We start from the raw sequence: 25327 nt of genomic DNA on the forward strand, positions 1-25327 counted from the left end.
CGGCCGGTGCGACCAGCCTGGCGAACCGCGCGGACGCCCGGGGGCGGAAGAACCCCTCGGTTATCCAACGGTTACCTGCCGCACCGGGGCGGCCTCTTCCGTGCCTCCCCGCGGGAGCGGCCGAGGCGCCGTCCCATGATAGGAGGGAGGGGCGAAAAGGGGCGCCGGCGGAGTGGAAACCGGAGGAAGAGGCGCGTGACAGGCACGAGGACGATCACGTTCGGCGGGGAGATCACCGTCCCCGCCATCGGCCAGGGCACCTGGTACATGGGCGAGGACCCCGGCATGTTCGACGCCGAGGTGCGGGCCCTGCGCACCGGCGTCGACCTGGGGATGACCCTGATCGACACCGCCGAGATGTACGGCGAGGGCGGCGCGGAGCGGGTCGTCGGCGAGGCGGTCGCCGGCCGCCGGGACGAGGTGGTGATCGTTTCCAAGGTCTACCCGCACAACGCGGGCCTGGGGTCGGCCAAGGCCGCCTGCGAGCGCAGCCTGGACCGGATGGGCACCGACTACATCGACCTCTACCTGCTGCACTGGCGCGGCGGCGTGCCGCTCGCCGAGACCGTGCAGGCCCTGCGGGGGCTGGTCGACGAGGGCAAGATCCGCCAGTGGGGCGTGTCCAACCTGGACACCGACGACATGGACGAGCTGTGGTCGCTGCCCGGCGGCCCGGAGTGCGCCACCGACCAGGTGCTCTACCACGCGGCGTCGCGCGGCGCCGACTACGACCTGCTGCCCTGGTGCCGCGAGCGCGGGCTGCCGGTGATGGCCTACTGCCCGCTGGCCCAGGCCGGACGGCTCCGCGGCGACCTGCTGAACTCGCCCGCCCTGACCGGCATCGCCGCCGACCGCGGCATCACCCCGGCCCAGGCGGCGCTCGCCTGGGCGATCCGGGACGGGGACGTCGCCGCCATCCCCAAGGCGGTCCAGGAGGCGCACGTCCGGGAGAACGCCGCGGCCCTGGAGGTCGAGCTCACCCCGGCCGAACTGGCCGCCATCGACGAGGCGTTCCCTCCGCCCCGCCGCAAGGAGCCGCTGGACATCGTCTGACCGGCCCCGCGGCTCCCGCCCCGGAAGGCGTCCGCGCCACCGGGACGGGGGCCGTGCGCGTTCGCGCGCTCGACCGCCCCGGCCTCCGCGCCGTGCCGACGCCGAGGAACGCTCGGACATCGTTCGGCCGGGCCCCGGGCGCAAGGGGGCGGTTCCCGCTCCGGGGGCGCCCGCGCCACCGGGGCGGGCGGAGGCGGTGCCCTCCGGTGCGGGTGCGGTGCGCGTCCGGTACCCCGGGGCCCTCCCGCCGCCGCGCCGGCCGTTCCGCCCGGGGACGCGGCCGACCGGGCCCGGTAGAGGTCCGGCGGCCGGAGCGGCGGACCGGAGGCCGCGGGACCGCCCCGTCCGGCCGGTGCCCCGGCCGCGCGCACGGGCGCGGTCGGGCGGGGCCGCATCGGCGGTCAGCGGGCCGGGTCCGGCCCGGGAGGCGGGGCCGCGGCGTCCAGGGTCAGCTGCCCCTCGGGCACCCCGTGGTCCCGGCCGGAGAGCCGGCGCAGGCAGCGGCGGCAGGAGACGGGGGCGTCGGTCGGGCGCAGCCGCAGCGGGTCCGCGCTCGCGTGGCAGGACACCGCCGGCACCCGCACCCCGGCCCAGACCGCCTCGGTGAGGGCGTGCACCACCTCCCCGCCGCCGATGACGGCGTTGCGGCCGGCCAGCTCCGCGCGGCGGCGGGAGAGGACCGCCGCGAGATGGCCGACGTCGCCCTGCTCGCGGTCGGCGCGCCGCCCCGGTTGGTCGTCGGGGGTGTTCACTGTGCGCATGCCCCCATGATCGCGCCCGGTGGCGACGTTCCGGGAGGGCCGCCGCAGCGGCGGGGCACTAGGGTCGGCGCATGGACTCCTCACGCGTATCGGCGTTCGCGGCCGGGGTGCTGGTCGCCAACAGCGCGCCGCATCTGGCCACCGCCGTCACCGGGCGGCGGCACCTCACCCCTCTGGCCGGGCGGGATTCCGGTCCGGTCGCCAATGCGGTCTGGGGCGGCCTCAACCTGGCCGGCGGGCTGGTGCTGCTCGCCCGCACCCGGCGCGGCGGCGGCCGCTGGGGCCCCGATCTCGTCGCCTTCGAGACCGGCTGCCTGGCGCTGGCGGCCTGGATGGCGGGGAGCGAGCGGGCCCTGGCGGTCAACTCCGCACCGGACGGCGCGGAGGGCGGCGGCCCGCCGCGCTGACCGGTTTGCCGTCCGGACCGGGCCGTGCCAGGCTCATTGGGCGGCTCCGTCCGAAATGAGGCCCCCGCCGAGGCGGGGCGGCGGGCGGGGGCCGACCCGTTTCCCGTTCCGAGCCGCGGCTCGGGCCTTCCCGCCCGCACCGGAGTGCTCTTCGTGCCCGTGCACGCCCGACCACGAGGAGCACAGCCGTGCCCGCGATCCAGTGGACCGAATCCGACGCCGAGCGGAGCGCCGGGTGGCGCTCGGAGAGCGGGGCCAAGCCGCCGCGCCGGGTCGTCACCGCCGACGACCGGATGAACGCCGACACCGCGCACAAGCTCGCCTGCGAGGGCACCGCGCTGCTGTGGCGGGGCGACTACCACGGCGCCCACCGGCTGCTCCAGGCGGTCGGCCGGCGCATCGACCGCAAGCCCGTCCCGGTCGGCGACGGACCCGCCGAGACCTTCCACCTGCAGCGCCGGGCCCGCGCGCACCGCGCCCGCATCATGGGGATGCTGCTGGTGCTGCTGGACGGCGAATACGCCCTCGACCTGCGCCGCGCCCCCGACGTCCGGCGGGCCTGCACCGAGGCCTACGGTCCGGCGGACGGCCCCACCGCGGTCTCGCTGCGCGAACTGCTCGGGGTGATCGGGGCGCAGCAGTGGCGGGAGAAGGGCGTCGAGGTGCCCGCCCTGGGCGCCCGCATCCACCCGCACTACGGGGTCTTCTCCCCGGTCCGGAGCGAGTACGCGGACCTGGTGGCCCAGACCCCGCTGCCGGAGGCCGCCCTCGCCCCCGGCGCCGTCGCGTTCGACCTGGGCACCGGGACCGGGGTGCTCGCCGCGCTGCTGGCCCGGCGCGGTGCGGCCCGGATCGTCGCCACCGACATCAACCCGCGCGCCCTGGCCTGCGCCCGGGACAACGCCGAACGGCTCGGCCTGGCCGACCGGATCGAGGTCACCGGCCCCGCGCTGTTCCCCGAGGGCCGCGCCGCCCTGGCGGTGTGCAACCCGCCGTGGCTGCCGCTCCGCCCGACGTCCCCGCTGGAGCAGGGCGTCTACGACGCCGGCGGCGGCATGCTCCAGGGGTTCCTGGACGGCCTCGCCGACCGGCTGGAGCCGGGCGGCGAGGGCTGGCTCGTCCTGTCCGACCTGGCCGAGCACTTCGGCCTGCGGACCCGCGCCGACCTGCTGTCCGCCATCGGTGCGGCCGGCCTGGAGGTACTGGGCCGGACCGAGGCCCGCGCGCGGCACCCCCGCACCCGGGACGCCTCCGACCCGCTGCACGCCGCCCGCGCGGCGGAGACCACCTCGCTGTGGCGGCTGGCCGCCGCCCGGGACTGACCCGGAGGGGACCGCCCGGGCGCGGACGGGGCCGCGCCGCCGGGCACCCGGCGAAGGCTCTGCGCGGATCGCGGCGCCGAACCCGGAGGGACGGAAGAGCGGCACCGCCGGGCGGGCCTGCCCCTCCCCCGCCTTCGGCGGGACCGGTCGCCGCTTCCGGGGAGCGCCGCTCCGGCACGGCCGGGCGCGCGGCCTCGGCCCCCGGGACAGGAGGCGCGTCCCCGGGGCCGAGCGGGGCGGGCGCCGAATCCCCTCGCGGGCGGCCTCCTCACCCTGCTAACTTGTCCCGCATGCAGCGTGCCGCCATGACGACGACGCCGGAGAGTGTCCCGGCGCGCTGACCGATGTACCGATCGAAGCCCCGGGGCGGGTGCCCCGGGGCTTCGTCCTGCGGCCACCCGCCTCCCGCCCAGGAGGAGACCGCCGTGCACGACCACCGAAGGCTCGGCCGAGAGCTGGACCTGTTCGACACCGACCCGCTGATCGGGGCGGGCCTGCCCTACTGGCTGCCCGGCGGCGCGGCGGTCCGGCACTCCTTGGAGGAGTACATACGCTCCGCCGAGCAGCGGGCCGGCTACCGGCACGTCCACTCCCCGGTGCTGGGCAAACGGGAGCTGTACGAGATCTCCGGGCACTGGTCGCACTACAGCGACGACATGTTCCCGCCGATGCGGCTGGGGGCCGAGGAGGTCGTGCTGCGGCCGAGCCTGTGCCCGCACCACGCGCTGATCTACCGCTCCCGCTCGCACAGCCACCGCGAGCTGCCGCTGCGCATGGCCGAACTGGGCGGGATGTACCGCTCCGAGCCCTCCGGGGTGCTCGGCGGGCTGACCCGGGTGCGCGCCGTCCACCTCAACGACGCGCACGTCTTCTGCAGCCTGGACCAGGTCGCGGCGGAGGCGGGCGCGGCCCTGGAGATGATCCGCGACGCCTACGCCGCGCTCGGCATCGCCCCGGCCCGCCACCGCCTCTCCCTGCCCGGCCCCGGCGGCAAGTACGTCGACGCGCCGGAGAAGTGGCGCCGCTCCACCGAGCTGCTGACCGAGGTCCTGGACCGCTCCGGCCTGCCCTACGAGGCGGCCGAGGGCGAGGCCGCCTTCTACGGCCCCAAGATCGACGTGCAGGTCGCCGACCCCGCCGGCCGGGAGTCCACCCTGTCCACCGTCCAGGTCGACTTCCACCAGCCCGAGCGGTTCGACCTGCACTACATCGGCGCCGACGGCGCGAAGCACCGGCCGGTGATGGTGCACCGCAGCATCATCGGCAGCCTGGAGCGGGCGGTCGCGCACCTGATCGAGCGGCACGGCGGCGCGTTCCCGGCCTGGATGGCGCCGGTCCAGGTGGCGGTGCTGCCGGTCACCGGGGACCAGCTGCCGCAGGCCGAGGCGCTGGTCCGGCGCTGTGCCGCCCTGGGGCTGCGGGCCGAGGCGGCGGGCCCGGACCGGGGCGGCCTCGGCGCCCGGATCCGCGGCGCCCGCCTGGTCCCCTACCAGGCCGTCATCGGACCGGAGGAGGCCGCCGGCGACCGCGTCGCGATCCGGCTGCGCGACGGCCGCCGACTGGACGCCCGCCCGGCCGGCGAGGTCCTCGCCGGCATCAAGGCCCTGGTCGAAGCGCACGCCACCGTCCTGTGGGACGGCGCCCCGGACACCCGGCGGACCTGATATCCCTGCAGGAGCGGCGCCGGCGGCTCCACCGGCCGGGCGGCCGGGACCCATGACCCGTGGACGAGCTGGGGGCCGGATGTCGGTGAGGTTCGGGTACCGGAACACAGGGGCGCCGGACCTGTACCGGCGCGGCCTCCGGCCGGAGACGGCGCCGCTCGCGGTGCTGCTCGCGGACATCGAGGCCGACCTGGCCGTCCGGGACGGCGTCCGGGTGGTCTTCGCCGAGGAGTCGTTCCCCGTCGCCGAGCTGGCGCGGGCGCTGGTGGGCTGGGTGCACCGGCCGGACCGCGAGCGCGGCGGCTTCGCGTTCGACTCGGTGTGCCACCCGGACCCGGGCGCCGTGCGGATCGAGGAGGCCGCCCGGGGCTGGCGGGTCGGCTCGGTGCTCCGGCCGGACGCATGGACCGCGCCGGTCGCCTGGGAGGCGCTCGCCGCGGAGATCGGCCGGTTCACGGCCGCGGTCCGCGCGGACGTCGCCCGCCTCGGCGCCGACCCGGGCCTGATCCCGGACCTCTGACGCGGCCCCGGGCGCCGCCCGGCGGCCGTTGACATCCGGGCGGGGGCGGGCCAGGCTGCCGGGGCGGACCCCGCCGGGGCGGGCTCCGCGCCGGTGCGGAGCCGAGCGGGAGAGAGGGCGATGGCGGGAGGCGCGACGGCTCGGGAGGGCGGCCCTCCGCCGCTGCTGGGCCTGGACGCGGTGGACTGGGGCCGGCGCTACGACTGCTCGGGCGGAACCGACCGGGTTCCCGTGCTGCTCGATCGGGTGTGGAGCGGCGCGGACGCCCCCGGCGCCGTCGAGGAGCTGTACGAGCGGCTCGTCCCCGAACACGGCATCTGCACCGCCGTCTGCGTGCGCGATGCGACGCCGGCCGCGGTGCCCTTCCTGGCGAGGCTCGCCCAGGACGCGCGCACTCCCTCGCGCGACCTCGTCATGGAGCTGCTGATGCGCGTCGTGTACGCCGTCGACGAGGGGCCGGTCGAAGCCTGTTTCGGCGTCTGGCCCGACGCGTGGCTGGCCAGGTGCGGGCAGGCCCTGTGCGAGACCCGGACGGAGGCGTGGTTCGCGCTCCTCGATGAGGATCCGGACCCGGAACGGCGCTGGAGGGCGCTCCGGCTGCTGGCGGTCGCCGCCCCGCTGGCCGGAGGCGGGCTCGCGCTCTGGCTGTGGCGGTCGGCGCTCGACGCGCCCGATGCCGGGCGCCTCGCGGAGCGCACGATCGCCGCGGCCTTCGCGGCGCGCGGGGACCCGTGGGCCTGGCGGGACGAGGAAGAGGACTGGGTCGGGCTGCTGCGGGAGTGGCTGGGGGTGGGCGACCGGCTGGGGGAGGCGCCCTACCCCTCCCCGGAGCAGACCGCCGGGGCGGTGGGCGCCGCGCTGCGGCACCTGCCCGAGTGGCTGGCCGACGCCGATACCGTCGCCGCGCTCGCCGACCTCCTCCGCGAGGCGGCGCCGGGCGGGGAGGACCGGGCGGGGACCCCTGAGACGGCAGGGCCGGGAGGCCCCGGCGGGCCGGTCAGCGGGTGAAGTCGGAGAAGACGGTGGTGCCGTCCCCGTGCACCGTCATCTCCACCTCCTTCCGGGCGCCGGTCTCCGGATCCAGGTAGGTGCAGCCGTACTCGACCTTCTCGGGGGAATGGCTCGACAACGTCACGGCCTCCTCCATATCGCAGCGGACGTACTCGGTGCGCTTGTCGACGCGGAGGTCGTCCTCGGCGACCTCGCGGAGGAAGGGCGCGGTGTAGACCGCGGGGAGGGCCGACCCGTCGGAGCGGTGGGCGTAGTGGTACTCGTACTCCCGGCCGCGGTAGGTGACGGTGCAGTCGAGCGAGACGGCGCCGTCCTCCGGTTCTTCCGCCCCCTCGGCCCCGGCGCAGGCGGACTCCGCCTCCGGGTCGGCGGCCCGGGCGTGCGTCACGACCTCTTTCAGCGCCTCCCAGGCGACGCGCTCCTCCAGCGGTGCGCCGGCCGGGGGCCGGGCGGCGGGCAGCCCGGCCTCGTCCACCGAGGGCTCGCCGGCCGGGATCCGGCCCTGCCGGAGGCCGTCGGTGTCCATGGCGGCGGGGGCGCCCGGCTCCTCGCCCGGCGGTGCGCCCTCAGCGGCGGGGAGGGCGCAGCCGCCCAGGGCGAGCACGGCCGCCGCGGCCGGCAGCGCGGCCGCGGCGCGGGAGGGGAATCGGCCGACGGTCGGCATCGGGGTCTTCTCCATCGGATCGGGGCACGTGTTCGGGCGGGAGCCGCGGTGCGGCGCCCGCCCGGATCCGACGGGAGCGGACCGCGGGCCGTTCCGTCCCCTGCCCGCCGCCGGTTCCGCGGCGGGACACGCCGCGCGGGCCCTCCCCCGCCCGGCCCGCCGGAGCAGGGACCGGTCGCCCCGGTGCCCGTCGGCCGGGGCCGCGCCCGGAGGGGTCATCCGACCCGGCCCCCTCCCGGAGCGGACCGGCCGGCCTCCTCCCCCGGTCAGCCGGGCGGCTCCGGGCCGGGGCCTTCGGCGGCGCCCGCGGCGGATTCGGCGGCGAACCCCTCGGCGCCCAGCGCCGCGCGGACCCGCGCGGTGATGCGGTCCACGTCGCCGCGCTCGGCCTCCGGCAGCGGGGCGCCGGACGCCTCCCGGGCCCGTGCGGCGGCGCCGAGCAGGCGGGCGGCCCTCGCGGGCCGGCCCGCGAGGGCGTGGGCGCCGGCGAGGCCCTCCCGGGCGAGGGCGACGGCCCGGGGGTCGCCGCCCGCGCGGGCCGCGGCCAGGCCCTGGCGGTGCAGGGAGAGGGCGGTCCCGGCGTCGCCCCGCTGCTCGGCGAGGAAGCCGAGTTCGGCCAGGAGGAGCGCGGGGCCGGGGTCGAACCCGGCTTCGCGGTGCCAGGCGAGGGCGCTGCGGAGGTACCGCTCCGCGAGGTCGAGGTCGCCTTCGCGCCGGGCCGCGAGGGCGAGCCCTATCTCGGCGTGCACCCCGCCCGCCGGGTAGCCGTGCTCGGCGGCCAGCGCGATCGCCTTCCGGTGCAGTTCGGCGGCGCGCGGGAAGTCGCCGGCCAGCAGGGCGACCCTGCCCAGCCCGGTGGTCCGGTCGGCGGCGTCCGCCCAGAAGCCCAGCTCCTCGGCCAGGCGGAGGCCGTCCCGGTGCAGCCGCTCGGCGCGCGGGTAGTCGCCGGTGATCGCGGCCAGCGCCGCCAGCGGGTAGGTGGTCTGCAGCAGCCCCCAGCGGTCGCCGAGCCCGGTGAAGAGCGCGTGCCCCTCCTCGGCGCTGCGCCGCGCCTCGGCGAGGTCGCCGCGGAGCAGGGCCTGGACGGCCCGGGTGCTCTGCGCCGCGGCGGTCCCCCAGCGGTCCCCGGCGGTGCGGAGGGCGGCCAGGGCGCGGTCCGCCAGTTCTTCGCTGAGGGCCAGGTCCCGCCCCGCCCTGAGCAGGGCGTGGCCGAGGAACCATACGGCGCGCGCGTGCTCCGCCCCGCCGCCGTCCGCCTCCTCGGGCGCGCGGATCCGGCCGTCCGGGCGCTCCCCGGCCAGCAGGGTGAACCCGGCATGCCAGAGGACGGCCCGGGAGCGGAGGGCCTCCGGGGCGCCGCCGATCCGCAGGGCCTCCTCCAGCGACCGCCGGGCCTCGCTCAGCCGCCCGCGCAGGAACCGGTGCCAGGCCGGGGCGAGCGCCAGGCGCAGCGCCCCGGAGGCGTCCCCGCACCGCACGGCGTGCTCCAGGGCGGCGCGCAGGTTGGCGCTCTCCCCGTCCGGCGGGGCCGGCCGGTCCTGCCGGACGGCGCCGCGGAACCGCTCCCCGGACCGCTCGGCCAGCCCGGTGTAGTAGGCGCGGTGGCGCGACCGGAGGGCCTCCTCCTCGCCCGCCTCCGCCAGGCGCTCCAGCGCGTAGGCCGCCATGGACTCCGGCAGCCGGTAGCGCGGCCCCTCGGCCGCGGTGACGATCGAGCGGTCCACCAGCCGGATCAGCGGGCCGAGGACGTCCCCGCCACCGCCGCACACCGCCTCGGCCGCCTCGAGGGTGCAGCCGTCGGCGAAGACCGCCAGGCCGCGCAGGAGCCTCCGCTCGTCGCCGCCGAGCAGCTCCCAGCTCCAGTCGATCACCGCCCGCAGGGTCCGCTGGCGGGGCGGTGCGCCGCGGTGGCCGCCGGCCAGCAGCCGGAACCTGTCGTCCAGCCGGGCGGACAGCTCCTGCACGCCGAGCGCGCGGACCCGGGTGGCGGCCAGCTCCAGGGCGAGGGGGAGGCGGTCCAGGCGGCGGCAGATGGTCGCGACCGCCTCCGCGTCGCTCCCGGTGGCGGAGAATCCGGGGGCCGCTTCCGCGGCGCGCACCGCGAACAGGCGCTCGGCGTCGGCCTGCGGAAGCGGCGGCACGGTCCACACCGCCTCTCCGGCCAGCCCCAGCGGCTCCCTGCCGGTGGCCAGGACGCTCAGCCCCGGCGCGGCGGCCAGGATCCGGCGCACCACGTCGGCCGCCGAGTCGGCGACGTGCTCGCAGTTGTCCAGCAGCAGGAGCATCCGCCTCGGGCGCAGCGCCTCCTCCAGCCCCGCCCGCCCCTCTTCGCGTACGCCCAGGACGGCGCCGACCTGCTCGGCCACCTCGGTGGTCCCGGCGAGGCCGACCATCCGGACGCCGTCGGGGTAGCCGCCGGCCGCCCGGCCGGCGGCCTCCTCCGCCAGCCGGGTCTTCCCCACCCCGCCGGGGCCGGTCAGCGTCACCAGCCGGTGCGCGCCGAGCAGTCCGCGCACCGCGGCCACCGCCTCCTCCCTGCCGACCAGGGCGGTGAGCGGTGCGGGGAGGCCGCCGCGCCCCCGCTCCGGGGAGGCGGGAGCCGCCTGCATGGCCGCGTCGTGGGTGAGGATCGCCTGGTGGACGGCTGCCAGCTCGGGGCCGGGGTCCACGCCCAGCTCGTCGGCGAGCCGGTTCCGCAGCTCGGTGTAGGCCGCCAGGGCCTCGGACTGCCGGCCGGCCCGGTACAGCGCCCGGAGCTGCGCGGCGCGCAGCCGCTCCCGCAGCGGGTGGCGGGCCGCCAGCTCGCCCAGCTCCCCCGCCAGCGTGCGGTGCTCGCCCAGCTCCAGCCGGGTCTCCGCGAGCGCCTCCAGGGCGGCCAGCCGCTGCTCCTCCAGCCGCCCGGCCTCGGTGCGCAGGAACTCCATGTCGCCCAGGTCGGCGAAGGCCTCGCCGTTCCACAGCGCCAGGGCCTCCCGCAGCAGGTCCGCCCTGGCCCGCGGGTCCTCGGTGCGGTACGCGGCGGCCGCGGTGCCGGCGAAGCGGTGCGCGTCCACGTCGCCGGGGCCGACCCGCAGCCGGTAGCCGGGGTGCGCCGTCTCCACCAGCGCCTCGGCCCCCGCCTCGGCGCGGGCCAGGGCGCGGCGCAGCCGCGAGACCTTCGTCTGCAGGGCGCCGGCCGGGTTCCCGGGCGGCCGGTCCCCCCACAGGTCGTCCACCAGGCGGTCCACCGGGACCGTGCGCCCGGCGCGGACGAGCAGGGCGGCCAGCAGGGCGCGCACCTTCGCCTCGGGCACGTCGACCGGGTCGCCGGCGCCCGACAGGACGGCCAGGGGGCCGAGCACGGAGAAGTACATGGCTTGCACGGTAGCGGGCCCGCCGGGCGCGGCCGCCGGGGGCCGACAGGGTTCCGACAGGGTCCCGACAGCCCCCGCCGACATGGTGGGGGCACACGGAACGGACCGCCCGGGGAACCGGGCGGAAGGAGACGGGAGACGGCACATGCCGGAGAACGGGAACAGCGAGCGGGCCGCGGTGTCGGTGATCGGCCTGGGGCAGATGGGCACCCGGATCGCCCAGGCGCTCCTCGCCGCCGGCCACGCCGTGGCGGTGTGGAACCGCAGCGGGGGGAAGGCCGAAGCGCTCGCCGCCCAGGGCGCGGTCCGCGCGGAGTCGGTGGAGGCGGCGCTCTCGGCGAGCCCGCTGGCCGTGGTCGTGCTGCCGGACTACGCGACCGTGCGGGAGGTGCTCGGGCCGGTGGCGGAGCACCTGCGCGGCCGGGTCCTGGTGAACCTCACCTCCGGTACCCCGGAGGAGGCGGCGCAGGCCGCCGAGTGGGCGGCCCGGCACGGCGCCGGCTACCTCGACGGGGCCGCCATGAGCGGCACCCGGCTGGTCGGGCGCCCCGAGGCGCTGTTCGTCTTCAGCGGCGCGCGGGACGCCTTCGCCGAGCACCGGGCGGTGCTGGCGAGCCTGGGCGGCGCCGTGCACCTGGGCGCCGACCCCGCGCTGGCCCCGGTGTACGACACCGCGCTGTTCGGCCTGGCCTGGGGTGCGCTGGCGGGCTTCTACCACTCCGTCGCCCTGGCGGGCGCGGCGGGCGTCGGCCCGGCCGCGTTCGCGGCGGTGGCGACGGAGCACATGCCGTTCGTGACCTCGCTGATGGCGGAGCACGCCCGCCAGCTGGAGGACGGCCGGTTCCCCGACGACGACGGCACCGTGGACGTGCACCTGGCGGCGGTGGGGCACCTCGTGCAGACCAGCCGGGCGCAGGGCGTCGGCACCGACGTGCCGGACCTGTTCGCGGCCCTGCTGGGGCGGGCCGCGGCCGCGGGCCGCGGCGCCGACGGGATCGCGAGCGTCATCGGCGCGATCGCGGAGGGCGGGCGGGATGCCTGAGCGCGCGGAACCCCGCGTGGCCGTCCTCGGCCTGGGCCGGATGGGCGCGCCGATCGCCGCCGCGTTTTTGGACGCCGGCTACCGGACGACGGTGTGGAACCGCACCCCGGAGAAGGCCGCTCCGCTGGTCGAGCGGGGCGCGGTCCGCGCGGCGACCGCCGCCGAGGCGGTCGCGTCCGGGCCGCTGGTGGTCGCGCCGCTCCTGGACACCGGAGCGGTGCGGCGGGCCCTCGGCCCGGCCGCCGCCGGACTCCGCGGCCGCACGCTGGTCAACCTGGCCAACGGCACCCCCGAGCAGGCCCGGGAGCTGGCCTCCTGGGCGGCCGGGCACGGCGCCGACCACCTCGACGGGGCGATGATGGCCCTGCCCGAGACCGTCGCCACCGACGAGGGCTTCTTCCTCTACAGCGGCTCCTCGGAGGCGTTCGCCCGCCACCGGCGTGCGCTGGAGGTGATGGCGCCGGCGCACTACTTCGGCGCCGACCCGGGGGCGGCGGAGGTCCACGACCTGGCCCTGCTCGGCACCGGGTACGCCGCCCTCACCGGTTTCCTGCACGCCGCGGCGGTGCTCGCCCCGGCGGGAACCTCCCCTGAGGAGTTCGCGCCGCTGGCCGCCCGGTGGCTGCGCGGGATGGCCGGGTTCCTGCCGGAGCTGGCGCGCGAGGCCGGGTCGGCGTCGTACGGGGGCGGGGTCTCCACCGTCGACCTGAACCGCGCCGCGGTCGACGGCCTCATCCGCCTCAGCGGCGCCGCCGGCGTCGCGGCCGATGTGCACGGGCCGCTGAAGGCCCTGCTCGACAGGCGGTCGGCCGACGGCCACGGGCAGGACAGCTTCTCCAGCGTGTTCGAGCTGCTGAGGGCGGGCGGGGCCGCCGGGAGGTGAGCGCGGTGCGGCCCCCGCCCGCCGCGGCGGGCCGGCGGGGGCCGGGCGCTACCGGTCCCTCGGGGCGAGCCAGGCCAGGGCCGCCGCGGTCAGGGCGCGCACCCCGGTGGTGATGGTGGGCTCGACGACCGGGGCGAAGTGCGGGGAGTGGTTGGAGGGGACGTCGCGGTCGAGGGTGCCGGCCTCGAAGGCGGTGCGGAAGGCCTCGGGGTCGGCGCCGCCGAAGAGCCAGTAGCAGGTGGGGGCGCCGGCGGCGGTGCCGAAGCGGCCGAAGTCCTCGCTGCCGCTGACCGGGCCGGGGTCGACCACCGCGGCGTCGCCGAGCTCCGCGCGCAGCGCGGCCCCGGTGCGGGCCATCGCCGACTCGTCGTTGTACAGCGGCGGGAAGGAGTTGAACGGGGTGATCTCCGGTTCGCGGTCCGCCCCGGAGGCGGCGGCCTCGGCCTTGACGATCCGGGTGACCGCCTCCAGCACCCTGGCCCGCACCTCGGTGTCGAAGCTGCGCACGTTGATCTGGAGCTCGGCCTCGTCGGGGATGATGTTCTCCTTGGTGCCGGCGCGCAGCGAGCCGACGGTGACCACCGCCGCGTCGCCCGCCGCGACCTCGCGGGAGACCACGGTCTGCAGCCGCATCACGGTGGAGGCCGCCATCACCACCGGGTCGACGGTGGTCTCCGGGCGCGACCCGTGACCGCCCCGGCCGAACATGCGCACCCGCAGGCTGTCGGTGGCCGCGAAGGCGGCGCCGGGGTGGCAGCCCACCCGTCCGGCGGGCAGCGGGGCGACGTGCTGGCCCAGCGCCACGTCCGGGGTGCCGAACCGCTCGAACAGGCCGTCGTCGACCATGGCCGCGGCCCCGGTGGCCAGCTCCTCGGCGGGCTGGAAGACCGCGAGCACCGTGCCGGACCAGGAGTCCGCCCCGGCGGCGAGCACGTCGAGCGCGCCGAGCAGGCAGACGGTGTGCATGTCGTGCCCGCAGGCGTGCATCACCGGCGTCTCGGTGCCGTCGGCGGCGGTGCCGGTGGCGGTGCTGGCGTAGGGCAGCCCGGTCTTCTCCTCCACCGGGAGGGCGTCCATGTCGGCGCGGAGCAGCACGGTGGGGCCGTCGCCGTTGCGCAGCACCGCGACCACGCCGGTGCCGCCGACGCCGGTGGCCACCTCGTACCCGGCGGCCCCGGCGCGGCGGGCGGCCTCCGCGGCGGTGCGGTGCTCGGCGTAGGAGAGCTCGGGGTGGGCGTGCAGGTCGCGGTAGAGGCCGGCGAGGTCGTCCCGGATCTCGTCGAGCCGTGTCGGAGCGGTGCCGGGCCCGGTCGTCATCGTTCGCCTCCCGAAAGGTGGTGTACCGGCGGTACACTGAATGTACCACTGGTACACGAGGCGGGGGACGCATGGCCGACCAGCGCGATGAGCTGCTGACCAAGGCGGTCGAGTGCTGCCGGGACCGCCCGCTGCGCGAGATCACGCTGCGCTCGCTGGCCGCCGAGATCGGCACCAGCCACCGGATGCTCATCTACCACTTCGGCTCCCGGGACCGGCTGCTCGCCGCGGTGCTGCACCGGGTCCGGCTGGAGGAGCAGCGGGCGTTCATGGCCGAGGCCGCCGAGGGCGACCGGGCCCGCGCCCTGGAGCGGCTGTGGCGGCACTACACCGACCCGGCCGGCGAGCACCGGCTGCGCGCCTTCTTCCACGTCCTCGGGCTGGCCGCGGAGGACCCGGAGCCGTTCACCGAGTTCCTCGACTCGCTGAACGACTGGCCCCGCCTCCTCGCCGAGCTGGGCGTCCGCGAAGGCCTCGACCCCGGCACCGCGCGGGCCGAGGCGGAGCTGATCGCCTGGACCGTCCGCGGCCTGCTGCTCGCCCTGGTCACCACCGGCGACCGGGACGCGGTCGAGCGCGCCCTGGGCTCGCTGCGCGCCTCGCTGTCCCGCTGACCCGCCCCCGGACCGCCGCGGGCGCGCGGGTCACGGCGCCGGCGCCTCCTCGGGGACCCACTCCGGGGCGACCGGGGTGACGTGGCTGTGCACGCACACCCAGCGGCCGCCCCGCCGGATGAACACGTCGGTGGTCCACTCGTCGGCGTCGTAGCGCCGCCCCCGGTAGTGGGCGGTGTTGGTGACCCGGGCGGTGTAGACCGCGACGCCGCCCAGCAGCAGCACCCGCGGCTCGCCGACCCGCTCCATCGCCGAATGGGTCAGCTCCCCGGAGGCGATGAGGTCGAGGAACTCCCGCCTGGGGCCCACCCCCGCCTCGGACACGATGGCCCACCCCTCGGCCATGAACGCCGAGATCCGCTCGGGGTCGTTGGCCGTGATCGCCTCCGCCCAGGCGTCGGCGGCGGCGACCACCCCGGCGCGGTCCGCGCGCTCCTCGGGCGAGGTGTCCGCGACGTCACCCTTGTCCACCATGCCCCGACGGTAACCCGCACCGGGCGGGACCGGCCCGCGCCGCGCCGCCCGGGCGCCCGGCGGCGGAAACCCCGTTGAGCGGCCGGGCCCGGGCGGCCATACTGGCCCGCATGTGCACCCGCCCCGCCGCCCTCGGCCTGCACCACGTCTGCCTGGACTGCAGGGTCGCCTTCAAACACGCCGGACGGCGCGACCGCTCCTGCCCGAACTGCGCCGGAGGGCTGATCGACGCCGGGAACGACCTGGAGGTCCCGCGCCGCGGCGACGGCGCCGGGTGGCGGGTGCTGGGCGTCCTGCTCCGCGCCGGCGTCACCTTCCACTCCTCCTGCTGCGGCGGACCGGGCTGGCGGCCGCGCACCATGACCCAGGTCAGGGAGCGGCTGGCCGCCGCCGAGCGCACCGGTACCCCGGTCGCGGAGGCGCTGACCACCGCCGACACCGACGAGATCGGCCGGCGCCCGCGCCCCGCCCGGACGGCCGCCGGAGCCGGGCGGCGGTGACCGGATCGGTCCGGTCCGGGACCTGGCCGGCCCTCGCCGCCCCGGCCCCGGCGCGCCAGGATTCAGGGCATGGCAACCGCACGCAGAGCACTGCTCGTCATCGACGTCCAGGAGTCCTTCCGCAAGCGCGAGGGCTGGCCCGGCTGGAACACCATCTCCCGCCCGGAGATCGCCGAGACCGTCGACCGGATGGTCCGGGCCGCCCGCGAGCGGGGCGAGCTCGTCGTCTGGGTCCTGCACGAGGAGCCCGGATCCGGCGGCCCCTTCGACCCGGCCAACGACCTGATCCGCCCGATCCCCCCGCTCGCCCCGGCCGAAGGGGAGCCGGTGCTGCGCAAGACCTCGCACAACGCGTTCACCACCACCGACCTGGCCCGCACCCTCACCCTGCACGGCATCACCGAGCTGACCGTCTGCGGCATCCGCACCGAGCAGTGCTGCGAGACCACCGCCCGGATCGCCGGCGACCTGGGGTACCGGGTGGACTACGCCGTCGACGCGACGGCCACCAACCCGATCGCCGCGCCCGGCGCCGACCTCACCCGCCCCGAGGAGGAGATCCTCGCCGACCCGGAGACCCTGGGCGTGCGGGACATCGAGGAGCGGACCGTCCGGGCGCTGCACGGCCGCTTCGCCGAGGTGATCACCGCCGAGGACTACATCACCGGGCCCGACCCGGCATGATGGCCTGGTCATGACCATCGTGCAGTTCATCGTCGCCCCCGGAACGCACCTGCTCGACCTGTCCGGGCCCGCCCAGGTGTTCTCCGACGCCGCCGACCTCGGCCTGGGCTACGAGCTGCGCTACGCCGGCGACACCGAGCGGGTGCCCACCGCCCAGGGCGTCGACGTGCACACCGGGACCGAGCCCGCCGGCCTGGGCCCGGACGACATCGTCCTGGTCCCCGGGTGGGCGAGCCGGTTCCCCGGCGCCGGGGAGCTCAGCGAGCGGCTGCTGTCCGCCGTCCGCGCGCACCACGAGGCCGGCGGCGCGGTGGCCAGCGTCTGCTCCGGCGCCGACGCGCTGGGCCGGGCCGGCGTCCTGGACGGGCGGAGGTGCACCACGCACCACGCCCTCCAGGACCGCCTGGCCGCCCGGTTCCCCCGGGCCGAGGTGGTGCGGGACGTGCTGTTCGTGGAGGACGGCACCGTCTCCACCTCGGCGGGCATCGCCTCCGGCATCGACCTGGCGCTGCACATGCTGGAGCGGCGCGACGGGCAGGCGGCCGCCGCCCGGGTCGCCCGGGACATGGTGGTCTACGCCCGGCGCAACGGCAGGGACGCCCAGCTCAGCGTGGCGCTGGCGTACCGCTCCCACCTGGACGACCTGGTGCACCGCGCCCAGGACGCCATCGACCGGGAGCTGGACCGGCCGATGACCCTGGACGGGCTCGCCCACCGGCTCCTGGTCAGCCCCCGCACGCTCACCAGGAGGTTCACCGCGGCGGCCGGGATGACCCCGCAGGCCTACCGCCGACTGGCCCGGCTGGAGCGGGCGGAGAAGCTGATCGCCGCCGGCAGCGGGATGGAGAGCGCGGCCCGCGCCGTCGGCTTCACCGACGCCCGCGCCCTGCGCCGGCTGCGCGCCCGGGAGCGCGGCCGCACGCCCCTCCCGGAGGACGGGGAACCGGCGCTCCCGTGACCGCCCCGGCGGGTACCGGCCGGATTGACGGGATCCGTCCCGGATCTTTGCCCGGCGCCGACGGGGAAGGCGCCCCGCGGAGGCGGCCGCGAGCATAGGCTTCCCGCGGATGGGCGCCGGACGGCGGCGCCCGGTGGACGGCGCGGCACGACGTGAGCGGAGGCGGCGATGGCCGGCGACGGGAGCGGGACCGAGCGGAACGACCGGATCAGCGGGGTCGTCGTCGGGGTGGACGGATCGGAGGGCGGCCGCGACGCGCTCGCCTGGGCCGCGCGCATCGCGGACCGGTCCGGCCTGGAGCTGACCGTCCTGGTCGCGGTGAGCATGCCGCTGATCTCGGTGCCCTTCGGCCGCCCGGTGCGGCTGACGCCCACCCCGGAGGTCGCCGACCGCGCCTCCACGCTGCTGGGCACCGAGACCGAGGCGGTCGCCCGCGCCCACCCCGGGCTGCGGGTGAACACCGTGGTCTCCGCGCAGGAGCCCGCGCCGGCGCTGATCGCCGCCTCGGACCGGGCCGACCTCGTGGTGGTCGGCTCGCGCGGCCTGAGCGGGGTCAAGGCCGCGTTCCTGGGGTCGGTGAGCCTGCGCGTGGCGGCGCACGCCGCCTGCCCGGTCGCCGTGGTGCCGCCCGGCTACGGCCACGACTACCAGGAGAAGCGGCGGATCGTGGTCGGCCTGGACGGCTCCGAGCAGTCGGCCGGCGCGCTGCGCTTCGCCATGGCGGAGGCCGCGCGGCTGGGAGCCGCCGTCACCGCCGTGCGCGCCTGGCGGCTGGTGCCCCGCCTGGATCCGATGCCCTCCGAGGGGGCCGCGGTGGCCGAGGCGCACACCGCGATGGCGGAGAGGGTCGCCCAGGACATGCGGCGCACCGTGGAGGAGGCGCGCACCGGGGAGACCGCGGACGTGGAGGTCGACGTCGAGACGGTCGAGGGCCAGCCGGCGCACACCCTGATCACCGCGGGCGCCGACGCCGACCTGATCGTGGTCGGCTCGCGCGGGCGCGGCGGGTTCACCGGCCTGCTGCTCGGCTCGGTCGGCCAGACGGTGCTGCACCACAGCGAGGTCCCCGTGGCGGTGGTCCGCTCCGCCGGCGGGCCGGGCCGGGACTGAGCCCGCCCCTCCCGCCCGGCGCCAGCCGGGCGGGAGGGCGGCGCTCCGGAGGGCGCGCGGATCGGCGGGGAGCGCCCTCACCGGGAGGAACGGGGAAGAAGTAGGGGGTGCGGAGCGGAGCCGCTCCGAGCGAAGACCGCCCGCGGGCAGTGAAAAGGCGGGAAGGAGACTCCCCGCCACTTTCAACTTATAGCGCACCGGGGGGCTTGCGGCAAGACCCCCGCCATGCCGCACAATCGTCGATCGTGATCCGAACACACGACACGGGAGACGATGTGAACCCCCAGGCCACGAGCGCTTTCGACCTCCCCCCTCACCTCTCTCCCAAAGCCGCCCCGGAGCTGATCGCCGACGACGAGCGGCACTTCGCCGCCATCGCGGAGAGCCTGGAGCGCTCCATCGCCGACCTGTCCGGCCGGCTCGACGCCGAGCGCAGGGCGCCCGGCGGCAAGGGCCGGGCGGTGCTCGACCGGGACCTGGAGGTCCACCGGCTGACCGCCCGCCTGCGCGCCCTGCGCCGCTTCGGCCTGGACCTGTGCCTGGGGCGCATCGTCGCCGCGGACGGCTCCGGGCCGGTGTACATCGGCCGGCTCGGCCTCACCGACGGGGAGGGGAACCGGCTGCTCGTCGACTGGCGCTCCCCCGCGGCCGAGCCGTTCTTCGCCGCGACCCACGCCGACCCGATGGGGCTGGCCAGCCGCCGCAGGTACCGCTGGACCCGCGGCCGGATCGGCGACTACTGGGACGAGGTGTTCACCGAGGACGGCATCGAGGGGCACGCCGCCCTCGACGACCAGTCCGCCTTCATCGCCAGCCTGGGCGCCAACCGGTCGGCCCGGATGCGGGACGTGCTCGGCACCATCCAGGCCGACCAGGACGCCGTCATCCGCGCCGGCTCCGGCGGCGCCCTCGTCGTCGACGGCGGACCGGGCACCGGGAAGACCGTCGTCGCCCTGCACCGCACCGCCCACCTGCTCTACTCCGACCCCCGCCTGGGGCACCGCCGGGGCGGCGTGCTCTTCGTCGGCCCGCACCAGCCCTACCTCGCCTACGTCTCCGACGTCCTGCCCAGCCTCGGCGAGGAGGGCGTGCGGACCTGCACCGTGCGCGACCTCCTCCCCGAGGGGGCGGCGGCGGAGCCCGAGGCCGACCCGGAGACCGCCCGGCTGAAGTCCACCGCGGACATGGTGAGGGCGATCGAGCCGGCGGTCCGGTTCTACGAGCGGCCGCCCGAGAAGGCGCTGACGGTCGGCACGGACCGGGGCGACATCCGGGTGGGCCCCGGCGACTGGGCCGAGGCGTTCGAGGCGGTGGACCGCGGGACCACCCCGCACAACGAGGCCCGCGACCGGATCCTGGAGGAGCTGGCCGGGATCCTGGCGGACCGGCTCGGCGACGAGGACCTCCCGGCCGAGGCGGTCCTGGGCGCCCTGCGGCGCGACGCCGACCTGCTCGGCACCCTCTACCGGGCGTGGCCGCTGCTCGACCCGGCCGACCTCGTCGGGGACCTGTGGACGGTCCCCGCCTACCTGCGCCTGTGCGCCCCCTGGCTCGCGCCCGAGGAGGTCCGCAGGCTGCAGCGCGCGGACGCCCAGGCGTGGACCGTCTCCGACCTGCCGCTGCTGGACGCGGCGCGGCAGCGGCTCGGCGACCCGGAGGCGTCCCGGCGGAAGCGGCGGTACCGGGCCTCCGCCGCCGCCGAGCGCGAGCGCATGTCCACCGTCATCGACGACATCCTGGAGGCCGACGACGACGGCGAGGGCGCGGTGACGATGCTGCGCGGCCGGGACCTGCAGGACACCCTGATCGACGAGGCCGCGCTGCCCGGCGCCGACGCGGACCCGCTCGCCGGCCCGTTCGCGCACATCGTGGTGGACGAGGCCCAGGAGCTGACCGACGCGGAGTGGCGGATGCTGCTGCTCCGCTGCCCGTCCCGGAGCTTCACCGTCGTCGGGGACCGGGCCCAGGCCAGGCACGGGTTCACCGAGTCCTGGCGGGAGCGGCTGGCCCGGGTCGGGTTCGACCGGGTCGAGCTGGCCTCGCTGAGCATCAACTACCGGACCCCGGAGGAGGTCATGGCGGAGGCCGAGCCGGTCATCCGGGCCGCGCTCCCCGACGCCAACGTGCCGGTCTCCATCCGCGCCGGCGGCGTCCCCGTGCAGCACGGCCCCGCCTCGGACCTGGAGGCGGTCCTCGGCGCCTGGCTCGCCGAGAACGAGGAGGGGACCGCCTGCGTCATCGGCGACCCCGGGTTCCGGGCGACGCCCCGGGTCCGCTCGCTCACCCCGGAGCTGGCGAAGGGGCTCGAGTTCGACCTGGTCGTCCTCGTCGACCCGGAGGCGTTCGGCGAGGGCATCGAGGGGGCGGTCGACCGCTACGTCGCGATGACCAGGGCGACGCAGCGGCTCGTCATCCTCACCGGCCCCTGACCCCGGGCGGGGCCGCGGCGCCTCCGCACACGGCCGGAGGCGCCCCGGCCCCCGGGGTCAGCCCGCCCCGCCCCCGGGGGCGACGTCCAGGACCCAGGTGACGCCGAACCGGTCGGTGAGCATCCCGTAGAGCGGCGCCCACGGCGAGGCCTCCAGCGGCCGCACGACGGCGGCCCCCTCGGAGAGCCCCTCCCAGTAGCCGGCGATCTCCTCGGCGCTCTCGCCGCGCACCGAGACGAAGTAGGCGTTCTCGCCCCGGTCCCACGGCGTGTGCGCGGGCACGTCGTAGGCCATCAGGCGGAAGCCGGCGCCGGAGGCCACCTGGCCCCACATCACCTGGTCCGCCTCGGCCGGGTCGGTGGCGCTCCCGGCGTCCCGATAGGTGATCGCGGCCATCTCCCCGCCGAAGACGGACCGGTAGAACTCGAGCGCCTCGCGGGCGTTCCCCCGGAAGTTGGCGTGGACGACGGTGCTGACGGACATGGTGGACTCCTCGGATCTCTTCGTTCCGTTCCGGCGGGCGGTCCCCCGCTCGCCGTGCTCACGGTCGCAGGGGTGGCGGCCAGGTCGTGTCCTCTTCCCGCGGCAGGATGGGGGCATGGCGAAGACGTCGGTACGACTGCTGCTTCTGCTCTCGCTGCTCCAGGCGCGCCGGGACTGGCCGGGGGCGGTGCTGGCCGAGCGGCTGGGGGTCAGCCCGCGCACCGTGCGCCGCGACGTCGACCGGCTGCGCGAGCTGGGCTACCCGGTCGCGGCCGAGAAGGGGCCCGACGGCGGGTACCGGCTCGACGCCGGGGCGGAGCTGCCGCCGCTGCTCTTCGACGACGAGCAGGCCGTCGCCCTGGCCGTCGCGCTCCGCGTCGCCGCCTCCGGCGGCGACGGCATCGGGGAGGGGGCGGCGCGGGCGCTGAACACCGTCCGGCAGGTGATGCCCGCCCGGCTGCGCCGCCGCATCGACGCCTTCCAGGTCACCGCCGTCGAGCGGCCCGCCCTCCGGGCGGAGCCCGGGATCGGCGGCGGGGTGCTCAGGGCGCTCGGCGCCGCCGTGCACGCCCGCGAGGTGCTGCGCTTCGACTACGCGTCCCCGGGGCGGGCCGGCGGCGACGGCCCCCCGGGGCCCCCGCCGCGCCGGGTGCAGCCGCACCACCTCGTCACCTGGGGCGGGCGCTGGTACCTCGTCGCCTGGGACCTGGACCGCGAGGACTGGCGGACCTTCCGCGCGGACCGGATCACCCCGCGCACCCCCGCCGGCCCCCGCTTCACCCCGCGCGAGCTTCCCGGCGGTGACGTGGCGGCCTTCGTCACCGGCCGGTTCTCCGGCTCCGGAGGCCCCGGCGGGTGGCCCTGCCGGGGCGAGGTGATCCTCGACCTGCCCGCCGCCGAGGTCTCCCGGCACGCCCGCGACGGGATCGTCGAGGAGCTCGGCCCGGACCGCTGCCGGCTCGTCCTGGGCTCGTGGTCGTGGACCGCCCTGGCCGCCGACGTCGGCAGGTTCGACGCCGGCATCGAGGTGGTCGGGCCGGACGGGCTCGCGGAGGCCTTCGCCCGCCTGGCCCGCCGCTACGCGGCCGCGGCCGGCCCCCGGTCGGCGGCCCGGCGCCGCGGCTTCACGCAACGGTGATTTGCCTAAAGCTTTTAGGGAAACATATGGTCGTTTCAGGATGATCGGAGGAGGTTCGCGGTGAAGGCAGGGCTGACCAGGGAGCGCCTCGTCCGGGCCGGGGCGGAGCTGGCCGACGAGGTCGGCTTCGCGCAGGTGACCGTGTCCGCGCTGGCCAGGCGGTTCGACGTCAAGGTCGCCAGCCTCTACTCGCACCTGAAGAACTCCCACGACCTCAGGACCGGCATCGCGCTGCTCGCGCTGGAGGAGCTCGCCGACCGGGCCGCCGACGCCCTGGCCGGGCGGGCCGGCAAGGACGCCCTGAGCGCCCTGGCCGACGTCTACCGCGACTACGCCCACGAGCACCCCGGCCGCTACGCCGCCGCGCAGCTCCGGCTCGACCCGGAGACCGCGGCCGCCAGCGCCGGCGTCAGGCACGCCCAGCTGACCCGGGCCGTGCTGCGCGGCTACGACCTGGACGAACCCGACCAGACCCACGCGGTCCGGCTGCTGGGCAGCGTCTTCCACGGCTACGTGAGCCTGGAGATGGGCGGGGGCTTCAGCCACAGCGCCCCCGACACCCGGGAGACCTGGTCGCGGACGCTGGACGCCCTCGACGCCCTGCTGCGCAACTGGCCCGATCCCTGACCCCGGCCCCCTCCCCCGCCGGCGCGCCGCCCCCGGGCGCGCCCGAGGGGCGGCCGGAGCACCCCGACGACCCCGAGCGGCGAGGCCGAACACGATGCACACCTGGACCACCACGCCCATCACCCCGGACCTCCTGCGCGGAGCCCTCGACCTGGAGCGCACCGAGCACGGGCTGCTGCCGCACCGGCTGCCCGCCCGGGCCCGCGCCCAGTGCGCCGACCCGCAGCTGGCCATGGCCGAGTCCCAGCCCTCCGGGGTCCGGCTGGCCTTCCGCACCCGGGCCACCGCCGTCGAGCTGGACACGCTGCCCACCAAGCGCGCCCACACCGGCCTCCCGCCGCGCCCGGACGGCGTGTACGACCTGCTCGTCGACGGCCGCCTCACCGGCCAGGCCTCGGCGGAGGGCGGGAACACCCTCGCCATCGACATGGCCGCCGGCACCGCGGAGCACCGCCCCGGCCCGGCCGCCACCCTCCGCTTCACCGGCCTGCCCGACCGCGCCAAGGACGTCGAGATCTGGCTCCCGCACAACGAGACCACCGAGCTCGTCGCGCTGCGCACCGACGCCCCCGTCGAGCCCGCCCCGGACCGGGGCCGCCGGGTGTGGCTGCACCACGGCAGCTCGATCAGCCACGGCTCCAACGCCGCCGCCCCCACCGCCACCTGGCCCGCGCTGGCCGCCTCCCGCGGCGGCGCGGAACTGGTCAACCTCGGCCTGGGCGGCGGCGCCCTGCTGGACCCGTTCACCGCCCGGGCCCTCCGGGACGCCCCGGCCGACCTGATCAGCCTCAAGATCGGCATCAACCTGGTCAACGCCGACCTGATGCGGCTGCGCGCCTTCGGGCCGGCGGTGCACGGCTTCCTGGACACCGTCCGGGAGGGCCACCCCGCCGCGCCGCTGCTGGTCGTCTCGCCGATCCACTGCCCGATCCACGAGGAGACCCCCGGCCCCTGCGCCTTCGACCCCGACGCGCTCCGCGACGGGGAGCTGCGCTTCCGGGCCACCGGCGACCCCGCCGAGCGCGCCGCCGGGAAGCTGACGCTCACCGCGATCCGGGAGGAGCTCTCCCGGATCGTGCGGCAGCGGGCGGCCGAGGACCCGAACCTGCACTACCTGGACGGCCTCCGGCTCTACGGCGAGGACGACTCCGCCGAGCTGCCGCTGCCCGACGGGCTGCACCCGGACGCCGCCGCCCACCGCCGCATCGGCGAGCGCTTCGCCCGGTTCGCCTTCGCCGCCGGCGGCCCGTTCGCGGCCGAGGGCGCCTGACCCGGCCGGCCCGGGGCGGCCGGCGCGCCCCTCGCGGCGGCGCCCTCAGCCGGGCGGGTCCGCCTCCCCCCGCTCGGCGGTGGAGCGGAGCCACTGGTCGGCCTTGTCCAGCATGTCCTCGTTGAGCAGGAGGAAGAGGCGGTTCATCGCCTCCATCCGGCCGCCGGCGGGGCTGCCGGCGCCGAAGACCTCCACCCCGCGCCGGGCGCCCTCGGCCAGGGCGGCGTTGGTCCGCGCGCTGGCCAGCACCGACCGGTACCAGGTGTCGCCGCCGACGACGTAGCGGTCGGCCCGGCGGCGGCCGTCGCGTTCGCGGCGGATCAGCCCCTGGCCCTCCAGCAGGCCGACGGCGCCGGACACCGAGGCGGGGCTGACCCGGAGCCTCTCGACCAGCTCGGCGGCGGTGAGGCTGCCGCCGTCCGAGGTGTACAGGCAGGTGAGCACCCGGGACGCCATCCGCGGCAGGCCGGTGCCGACCAGCAGTTCGGTGAACTGCTCCTCGAAGCGGCGCACCGCCTCGGGCGCGCGCTCCCGCCCGGCGGCCGCCGGCGCCGCGGAGCGGTTCGGCCCGCTCCGGCGGGCGCGGCGCCGCGTGTCCCGCTCCGCGCGCTCCGCCCGGTAGCCGCGGGGGCCCCCGTTGCGCGCGACCTCCCGGCTGACGGTCGACGTCGGCCGGCCCAGCTCCCGGGCGATCTCCGCGTAGGTGAGCCCGTCGGCCAGCCCCGCGGCGATCCGGGCGCGCTCCTGGCGGGTCAGCCTGCCTCCCGGCACGGACGCCCTCCCCCCCGTGGTCCGGCGGCGGGCGCGGTGGTCCCGCCGACTCGGTGGACAGTGTGCTTTCAGTCCTACCCCATTGCAACGCACTCCGGATCCGGGTTTGCGTTCACCGGAAAACCGGTTGCAATTATCAACGTATTCAAGCTGGGAAAATCGGCAAAGTCAATCGAATCGGCGTTGACGAAATAAAAAACGCAACATAGCTTTCACCTCATTCCGAATCTCGTTGCGGGTGCGGCGGCCCGCGCCGCTCCGCACCAGGAAGG

The 25327-nt window shown here is 77.4% G+C and carries 24 protein-coding genes; 17 read left to right on the top strand and 7 right to left on the bottom strand.

Going from position 1 to position 25327, the window contains the following annotated elements:
• The first annotated feature begins 195 nt into the window (after positions 1-195).
• On the top strand, positions 196-1053 hold the full coding sequence (locus J0910_RS16375) for an aldo/keto reductase (RefSeq protein ID WP_420159385.1): 858 nt from the start codon (positions 196-198) through the stop codon (positions 1051-1053).
• Between the two features lie 401 nt (positions 1054-1454).
• Here the strand turns inward: J0910_RS16375 and J0910_RS16380 are convergent, their stop codons facing one another.
• Complete coding sequence (locus J0910_RS16380; protein WP_420159386.1) at positions 1455-1814, bottom strand: hypothetical protein; 360 nt, start codon at positions 1812-1814, stop codon at positions 1455-1457.
• A 71-nt stretch (positions 1815-1885) separates the two neighbouring features.
• On the opposite strand from J0910_RS16380, the gene J0910_RS16385 reads away from it, so the two are divergent.
• The 5 genes from J0910_RS16385 (at position 1886) to J0910_RS16405 (ending at position 6735) form a co-directional block, all read left to right on the top strand.
• Positions 1886-2221 carry a hypothetical protein gene (locus J0910_RS16385; protein WP_420159387.1) on the top strand — a complete coding sequence of 112 codons (336 nt, stop codon included), beginning with the start codon at positions 1886-1888 and terminating at the stop codon, positions 2219-2221.
• Between the two features lie 188 nt (positions 2222-2409).
• Positions 2410-3543, top strand: coding sequence for a methyltransferase (locus tag J0910_RS16390; protein WP_420159388.1), 1134 nt, complete (start codon positions 2410-2412; stop codon positions 3541-3543).
• A 344-nt stretch (positions 3544-3887) separates the two neighbouring features.
• Positions 3888-5207 (top strand): threonine--tRNA ligase, encoded by a 1320-nt coding sequence (thrS, locus tag J0910_RS16395; RefSeq protein ID WP_420159389.1) that lies wholly within the window; start codon positions 3888-3890, stop codon positions 5205-5207.
• 79 nt (positions 5208-5286) lie between these two features.
• The gene (locus J0910_RS16400; RefSeq protein ID WP_420159390.1) at positions 5287-5727 is read left to right on the top strand and encodes a DUF7878 domain-containing protein; all 441 of its coding nucleotides are present in this window, start codon (positions 5287-5289) and stop codon (positions 5725-5727) included.
• A 120-nt stretch (positions 5728-5847) separates the two neighbouring features.
• On the top strand, positions 5848-6735 hold the full coding sequence (locus tag J0910_RS16405) for a hypothetical protein (RefSeq protein ID WP_420159391.1): 888 nt from the start codon (positions 5848-5850) through the stop codon (positions 6733-6735).
• Here the strand turns inward: J0910_RS16405 and J0910_RS16410 are convergent.
• Together J0910_RS16410 and J0910_RS16415 are read right to left on the bottom strand one after the other, a co-directional pair.
• Positions 6725-7402, bottom strand: a complete 678-nt coding sequence (locus J0910_RS16410) for a hypothetical protein (RefSeq protein WP_420159392.1) — start codon at positions 7400-7402, stop codon at positions 6725-6727. The two genes, J0910_RS16405 and J0910_RS16410, sit on opposite strands and share 11 nt — an antisense overlap.
• Positions 7403-7668: 266 nt before the next feature.
• Positions 7669-10755, bottom strand: coding sequence for an AfsR/SARP family transcriptional regulator (locus J0910_RS16415; protein ID WP_420159393.1), 3087 nt, complete (start codon positions 10753-10755; stop codon positions 7669-7671).
• Between the two features lie 145 nt (positions 10756-10900).
• On the opposite strand from J0910_RS16415, the gene J0910_RS16420 reads away from it, so the two are divergent.
• A complete protein-coding gene (locus tag J0910_RS16420; RefSeq protein ID WP_420159394.1) occupies positions 10901-11797 on the top strand; it encodes an NAD(P)-dependent oxidoreductase in 897 nt (298 codons plus the stop codon).
• On the top strand, positions 11790-12680 hold the full coding sequence (locus J0910_RS16425; protein ID WP_420159395.1) for an NAD(P)-dependent oxidoreductase: 891 nt from the start codon (positions 11790-11792) through the stop codon (positions 12678-12680). The genes J0910_RS16420 and J0910_RS16425 overlap by 8 nt, the downstream gene beginning before the upstream one ends.
• 48 nt (positions 12681-12728) lie before the next feature.
• Here the strand turns inward: J0910_RS16425 and J0910_RS16430 are convergent, their stop codons facing one another.
• A complete protein-coding gene (locus J0910_RS16430) occupies positions 12729-13997 on the bottom strand; it encodes an amidohydrolase (protein WP_420159396.1) in 1269 nt (422 codons plus the stop codon).
• Positions 13998-14068: 71 nt separating this feature from the next.
• On the opposite strand from J0910_RS16430, the gene J0910_RS16435 reads away from it, so the two are divergent.
• Entirely contained in the window at positions 14069-14611 is a 543-nt protein-coding gene (locus J0910_RS16435) for a TetR/AcrR family transcriptional regulator (RefSeq protein WP_420159397.1), read from the top strand.
• Between the two features lie 30 nt (positions 14612-14641).
• Here the strand turns inward: J0910_RS16435 and J0910_RS16440 are convergent, their stop codons facing one another.
• The gene (locus tag J0910_RS16440) at positions 14642-15085 is read right to left on the bottom strand and encodes a nuclear transport factor 2 family protein (protein WP_420159398.1); all 444 of its coding nucleotides are present in this window, start codon (positions 15083-15085) and stop codon (positions 14642-14644) included.
• Between the two features lie 110 nt (positions 15086-15195).
• Between J0910_RS16440 and J0910_RS16445 the strand changes: the two genes are divergently transcribed.
• The 5 genes from J0910_RS16445 (at position 15196) to helR (ending at position 20766) form a co-directional block, all read left to right on the top strand.
• Positions 15196-15585, top strand: a complete 390-nt coding sequence (locus J0910_RS16445; protein WP_420159399.1) for a hypothetical protein — start codon at positions 15196-15198, stop codon at positions 15583-15585.
• 69 nt (positions 15586-15654) lie between these two features.
• Complete coding sequence (locus J0910_RS16450; RefSeq protein WP_420159400.1) at positions 15655-16269, top strand: cysteine hydrolase family protein; 615 nt, start codon at positions 15655-15657, stop codon at positions 16267-16269.
• A 10-nt stretch (positions 16270-16279) separates the two neighbouring features.
• The gene (locus J0910_RS16455; RefSeq protein WP_420159401.1) at positions 16280-17227 is read left to right on the top strand and encodes a GlxA family transcriptional regulator; all 948 of its coding nucleotides are present in this window, start codon (positions 16280-16282) and stop codon (positions 17225-17227) included.
• Between the two features lie 168 nt (positions 17228-17395).
• Entirely contained in the window at positions 17396-18337 is a 942-nt protein-coding gene (locus J0910_RS16460) for a universal stress protein (protein ID WP_420159402.1), read from the top strand.
• 275 nt (positions 18338-18612) lie between these two features.
• On the top strand, positions 18613-20766 hold the full coding sequence (gene helR, locus J0910_RS16465; RefSeq protein WP_420162008.1) for an RNA polymerase recycling motor ATPase HelR: 2154 nt from the start codon (positions 18613-18615) through the stop codon (positions 20764-20766).
• 57 nt (positions 20767-20823) lie between these two features.
• Here the strand turns inward: helR and J0910_RS16470 are convergent, their stop codons facing one another.
• A complete protein-coding gene (locus J0910_RS16470) occupies positions 20824-21249 on the bottom strand; it encodes a VOC family protein (RefSeq protein ID WP_420159403.1) in 426 nt (141 codons plus the stop codon).
• Between the two features lie 115 nt (positions 21250-21364).
• On the opposite strand from J0910_RS16470, the gene J0910_RS16475 reads away from it, so the two are divergent.
• The 3 genes from J0910_RS16475 to J0910_RS16485 all read left to right on the top strand — a co-directional run bounded on the left by J0910_RS16475 (position 21365) and on the right by J0910_RS16485 (position 24284).
• Positions 21365-22387 (top strand): helix-turn-helix transcriptional regulator, encoded by a 1023-nt coding sequence (locus J0910_RS16475; RefSeq protein WP_420159404.1) that lies wholly within the window; start codon positions 21365-21367, stop codon positions 22385-22387.
• A gap of 60 nt (positions 22388-22447) precedes the next feature.
• Complete coding sequence (locus J0910_RS16480; RefSeq protein ID WP_420159405.1) at positions 22448-23014, top strand: TetR/AcrR family transcriptional regulator; 567 nt, start codon at positions 22448-22450, stop codon at positions 23012-23014.
• 94 nt (positions 23015-23108) lie between these two features.
• Positions 23109-24284: a GDSL-type esterase/lipase family protein gene (locus J0910_RS16485; protein WP_420159406.1), complete on the top strand. Its 1176-nt coding sequence runs from the start codon at positions 23109-23111 to the stop codon at positions 24282-24284.
• A gap of 45 nt (positions 24285-24329) precedes the next feature.
• Here the strand turns inward: J0910_RS16485 and J0910_RS16490 are convergent, their stop codons facing one another.
• Entirely contained in the window at positions 24330-25055 is a 726-nt protein-coding gene (locus J0910_RS16490; RefSeq protein ID WP_420159407.1) for a GbsR/MarR family transcriptional regulator, read from the bottom strand.
• Positions 25056-25327 lie beyond the last annotated feature (272 nt).

Origin of the sequence: Nocardiopsis oceanisediminis, from assembly GCF_048595525.1 — a bacterium.
GTDB lineage: Bacteria > Actinomycetota > Actinomycetes > Streptosporangiales > Streptosporangiaceae > Nocardiopsis_A > Nocardiopsis_A oceanisediminis.

Coding starts and splice junctions, on each gene's coding strand:
- J0910_RS16380 (WP_420159386.1), bottom strand. CDS start 1,814: ATGCGCACAGTGAACACCCCCGACGACCAACCGGGGCGGCGCGCCGAC.
- J0910_RS16385 (WP_420159387.1), top strand. CDS start 1,886: ATGGACTCCTCACGCGTATCGGCGTTCGCGGCCGGGGTGCTGGTCGCC.
- thrS (WP_420159389.1), top strand. CDS start 3,888: ATGTACCGATCGAAGCCCCGGGGCGGGTGCCCCGGGGCTTCGTCCTGC.
- J0910_RS16400 (WP_420159390.1), top strand. CDS start 5,287: ATGTCGGTGAGGTTCGGGTACCGGAACACAGGGGCGCCGGACCTGTAC.
- J0910_RS16405 (WP_420159391.1), top strand. CDS start 5,848: ATGGCGGGAGGCGCGACGGCTCGGGAGGGCGGCCCTCCGCCGCTGCTG.
- J0910_RS16410 (WP_420159392.1), bottom strand. CDS start 7,402: ATGCCGACCGTCGGCCGATTCCCCTCCCGCGCCGCGGCCGCGCTGCCG.
- J0910_RS16415 (WP_420159393.1), bottom strand. CDS start 10,755: ATGTACTTCTCCGTGCTCGGCCCCCTGGCCGTCCTGTCGGGCGCCGGC.
- J0910_RS16420 (WP_420159394.1), top strand. CDS start 10,901: ATGCCGGAGAACGGGAACAGCGAGCGGGCCGCGGTGTCGGTGATCGGC.
- J0910_RS16425 (WP_420159395.1), top strand. CDS start 11,790: ATGCCTGAGCGCGCGGAACCCCGCGTGGCCGTCCTCGGCCTGGGCCGG.
- J0910_RS16430 (WP_420159396.1), bottom strand. CDS start 13,997: ATGACGACCGGGCCCGGCACCGCTCCGACACGGCTCGACGAGATCCGG.
- J0910_RS16435 (WP_420159397.1), top strand. CDS start 14,069: ATGGCCGACCAGCGCGATGAGCTGCTGACCAAGGCGGTCGAGTGCTGC.
- J0910_RS16440 (WP_420159398.1), bottom strand. CDS start 15,085: ATGGTGGACAAGGGTGACGTCGCGGACACCTCGCCCGAGGAGCGCGCG.
- J0910_RS16445 (WP_420159399.1), top strand. CDS start 15,196: ATGTGCACCCGCCCCGCCGCCCTCGGCCTGCACCACGTCTGCCTGGAC.
- J0910_RS16450 (WP_420159400.1), top strand. CDS start 15,655: ATGGCAACCGCACGCAGAGCACTGCTCGTCATCGACGTCCAGGAGTCC.
- J0910_RS16455 (WP_420159401.1), top strand. CDS start 16,280: ATGACCATCGTGCAGTTCATCGTCGCCCCCGGAACGCACCTGCTCGAC.
- J0910_RS16460 (WP_420159402.1), top strand. CDS start 17,396: ATGGCCGGCGACGGGAGCGGGACCGAGCGGAACGACCGGATCAGCGGG.
- J0910_RS16470 (WP_420159403.1), bottom strand. CDS start 21,249: ATGTCCGTCAGCACCGTCGTCCACGCCAACTTCCGGGGGAACGCCCGC.
- J0910_RS16475 (WP_420159404.1), top strand. CDS start 21,365: ATGGCGAAGACGTCGGTACGACTGCTGCTTCTGCTCTCGCTGCTCCAG.
- J0910_RS16485 (WP_420159406.1), top strand. CDS start 23,109: ATGCACACCTGGACCACCACGCCCATCACCCCGGACCTCCTGCGCGGA.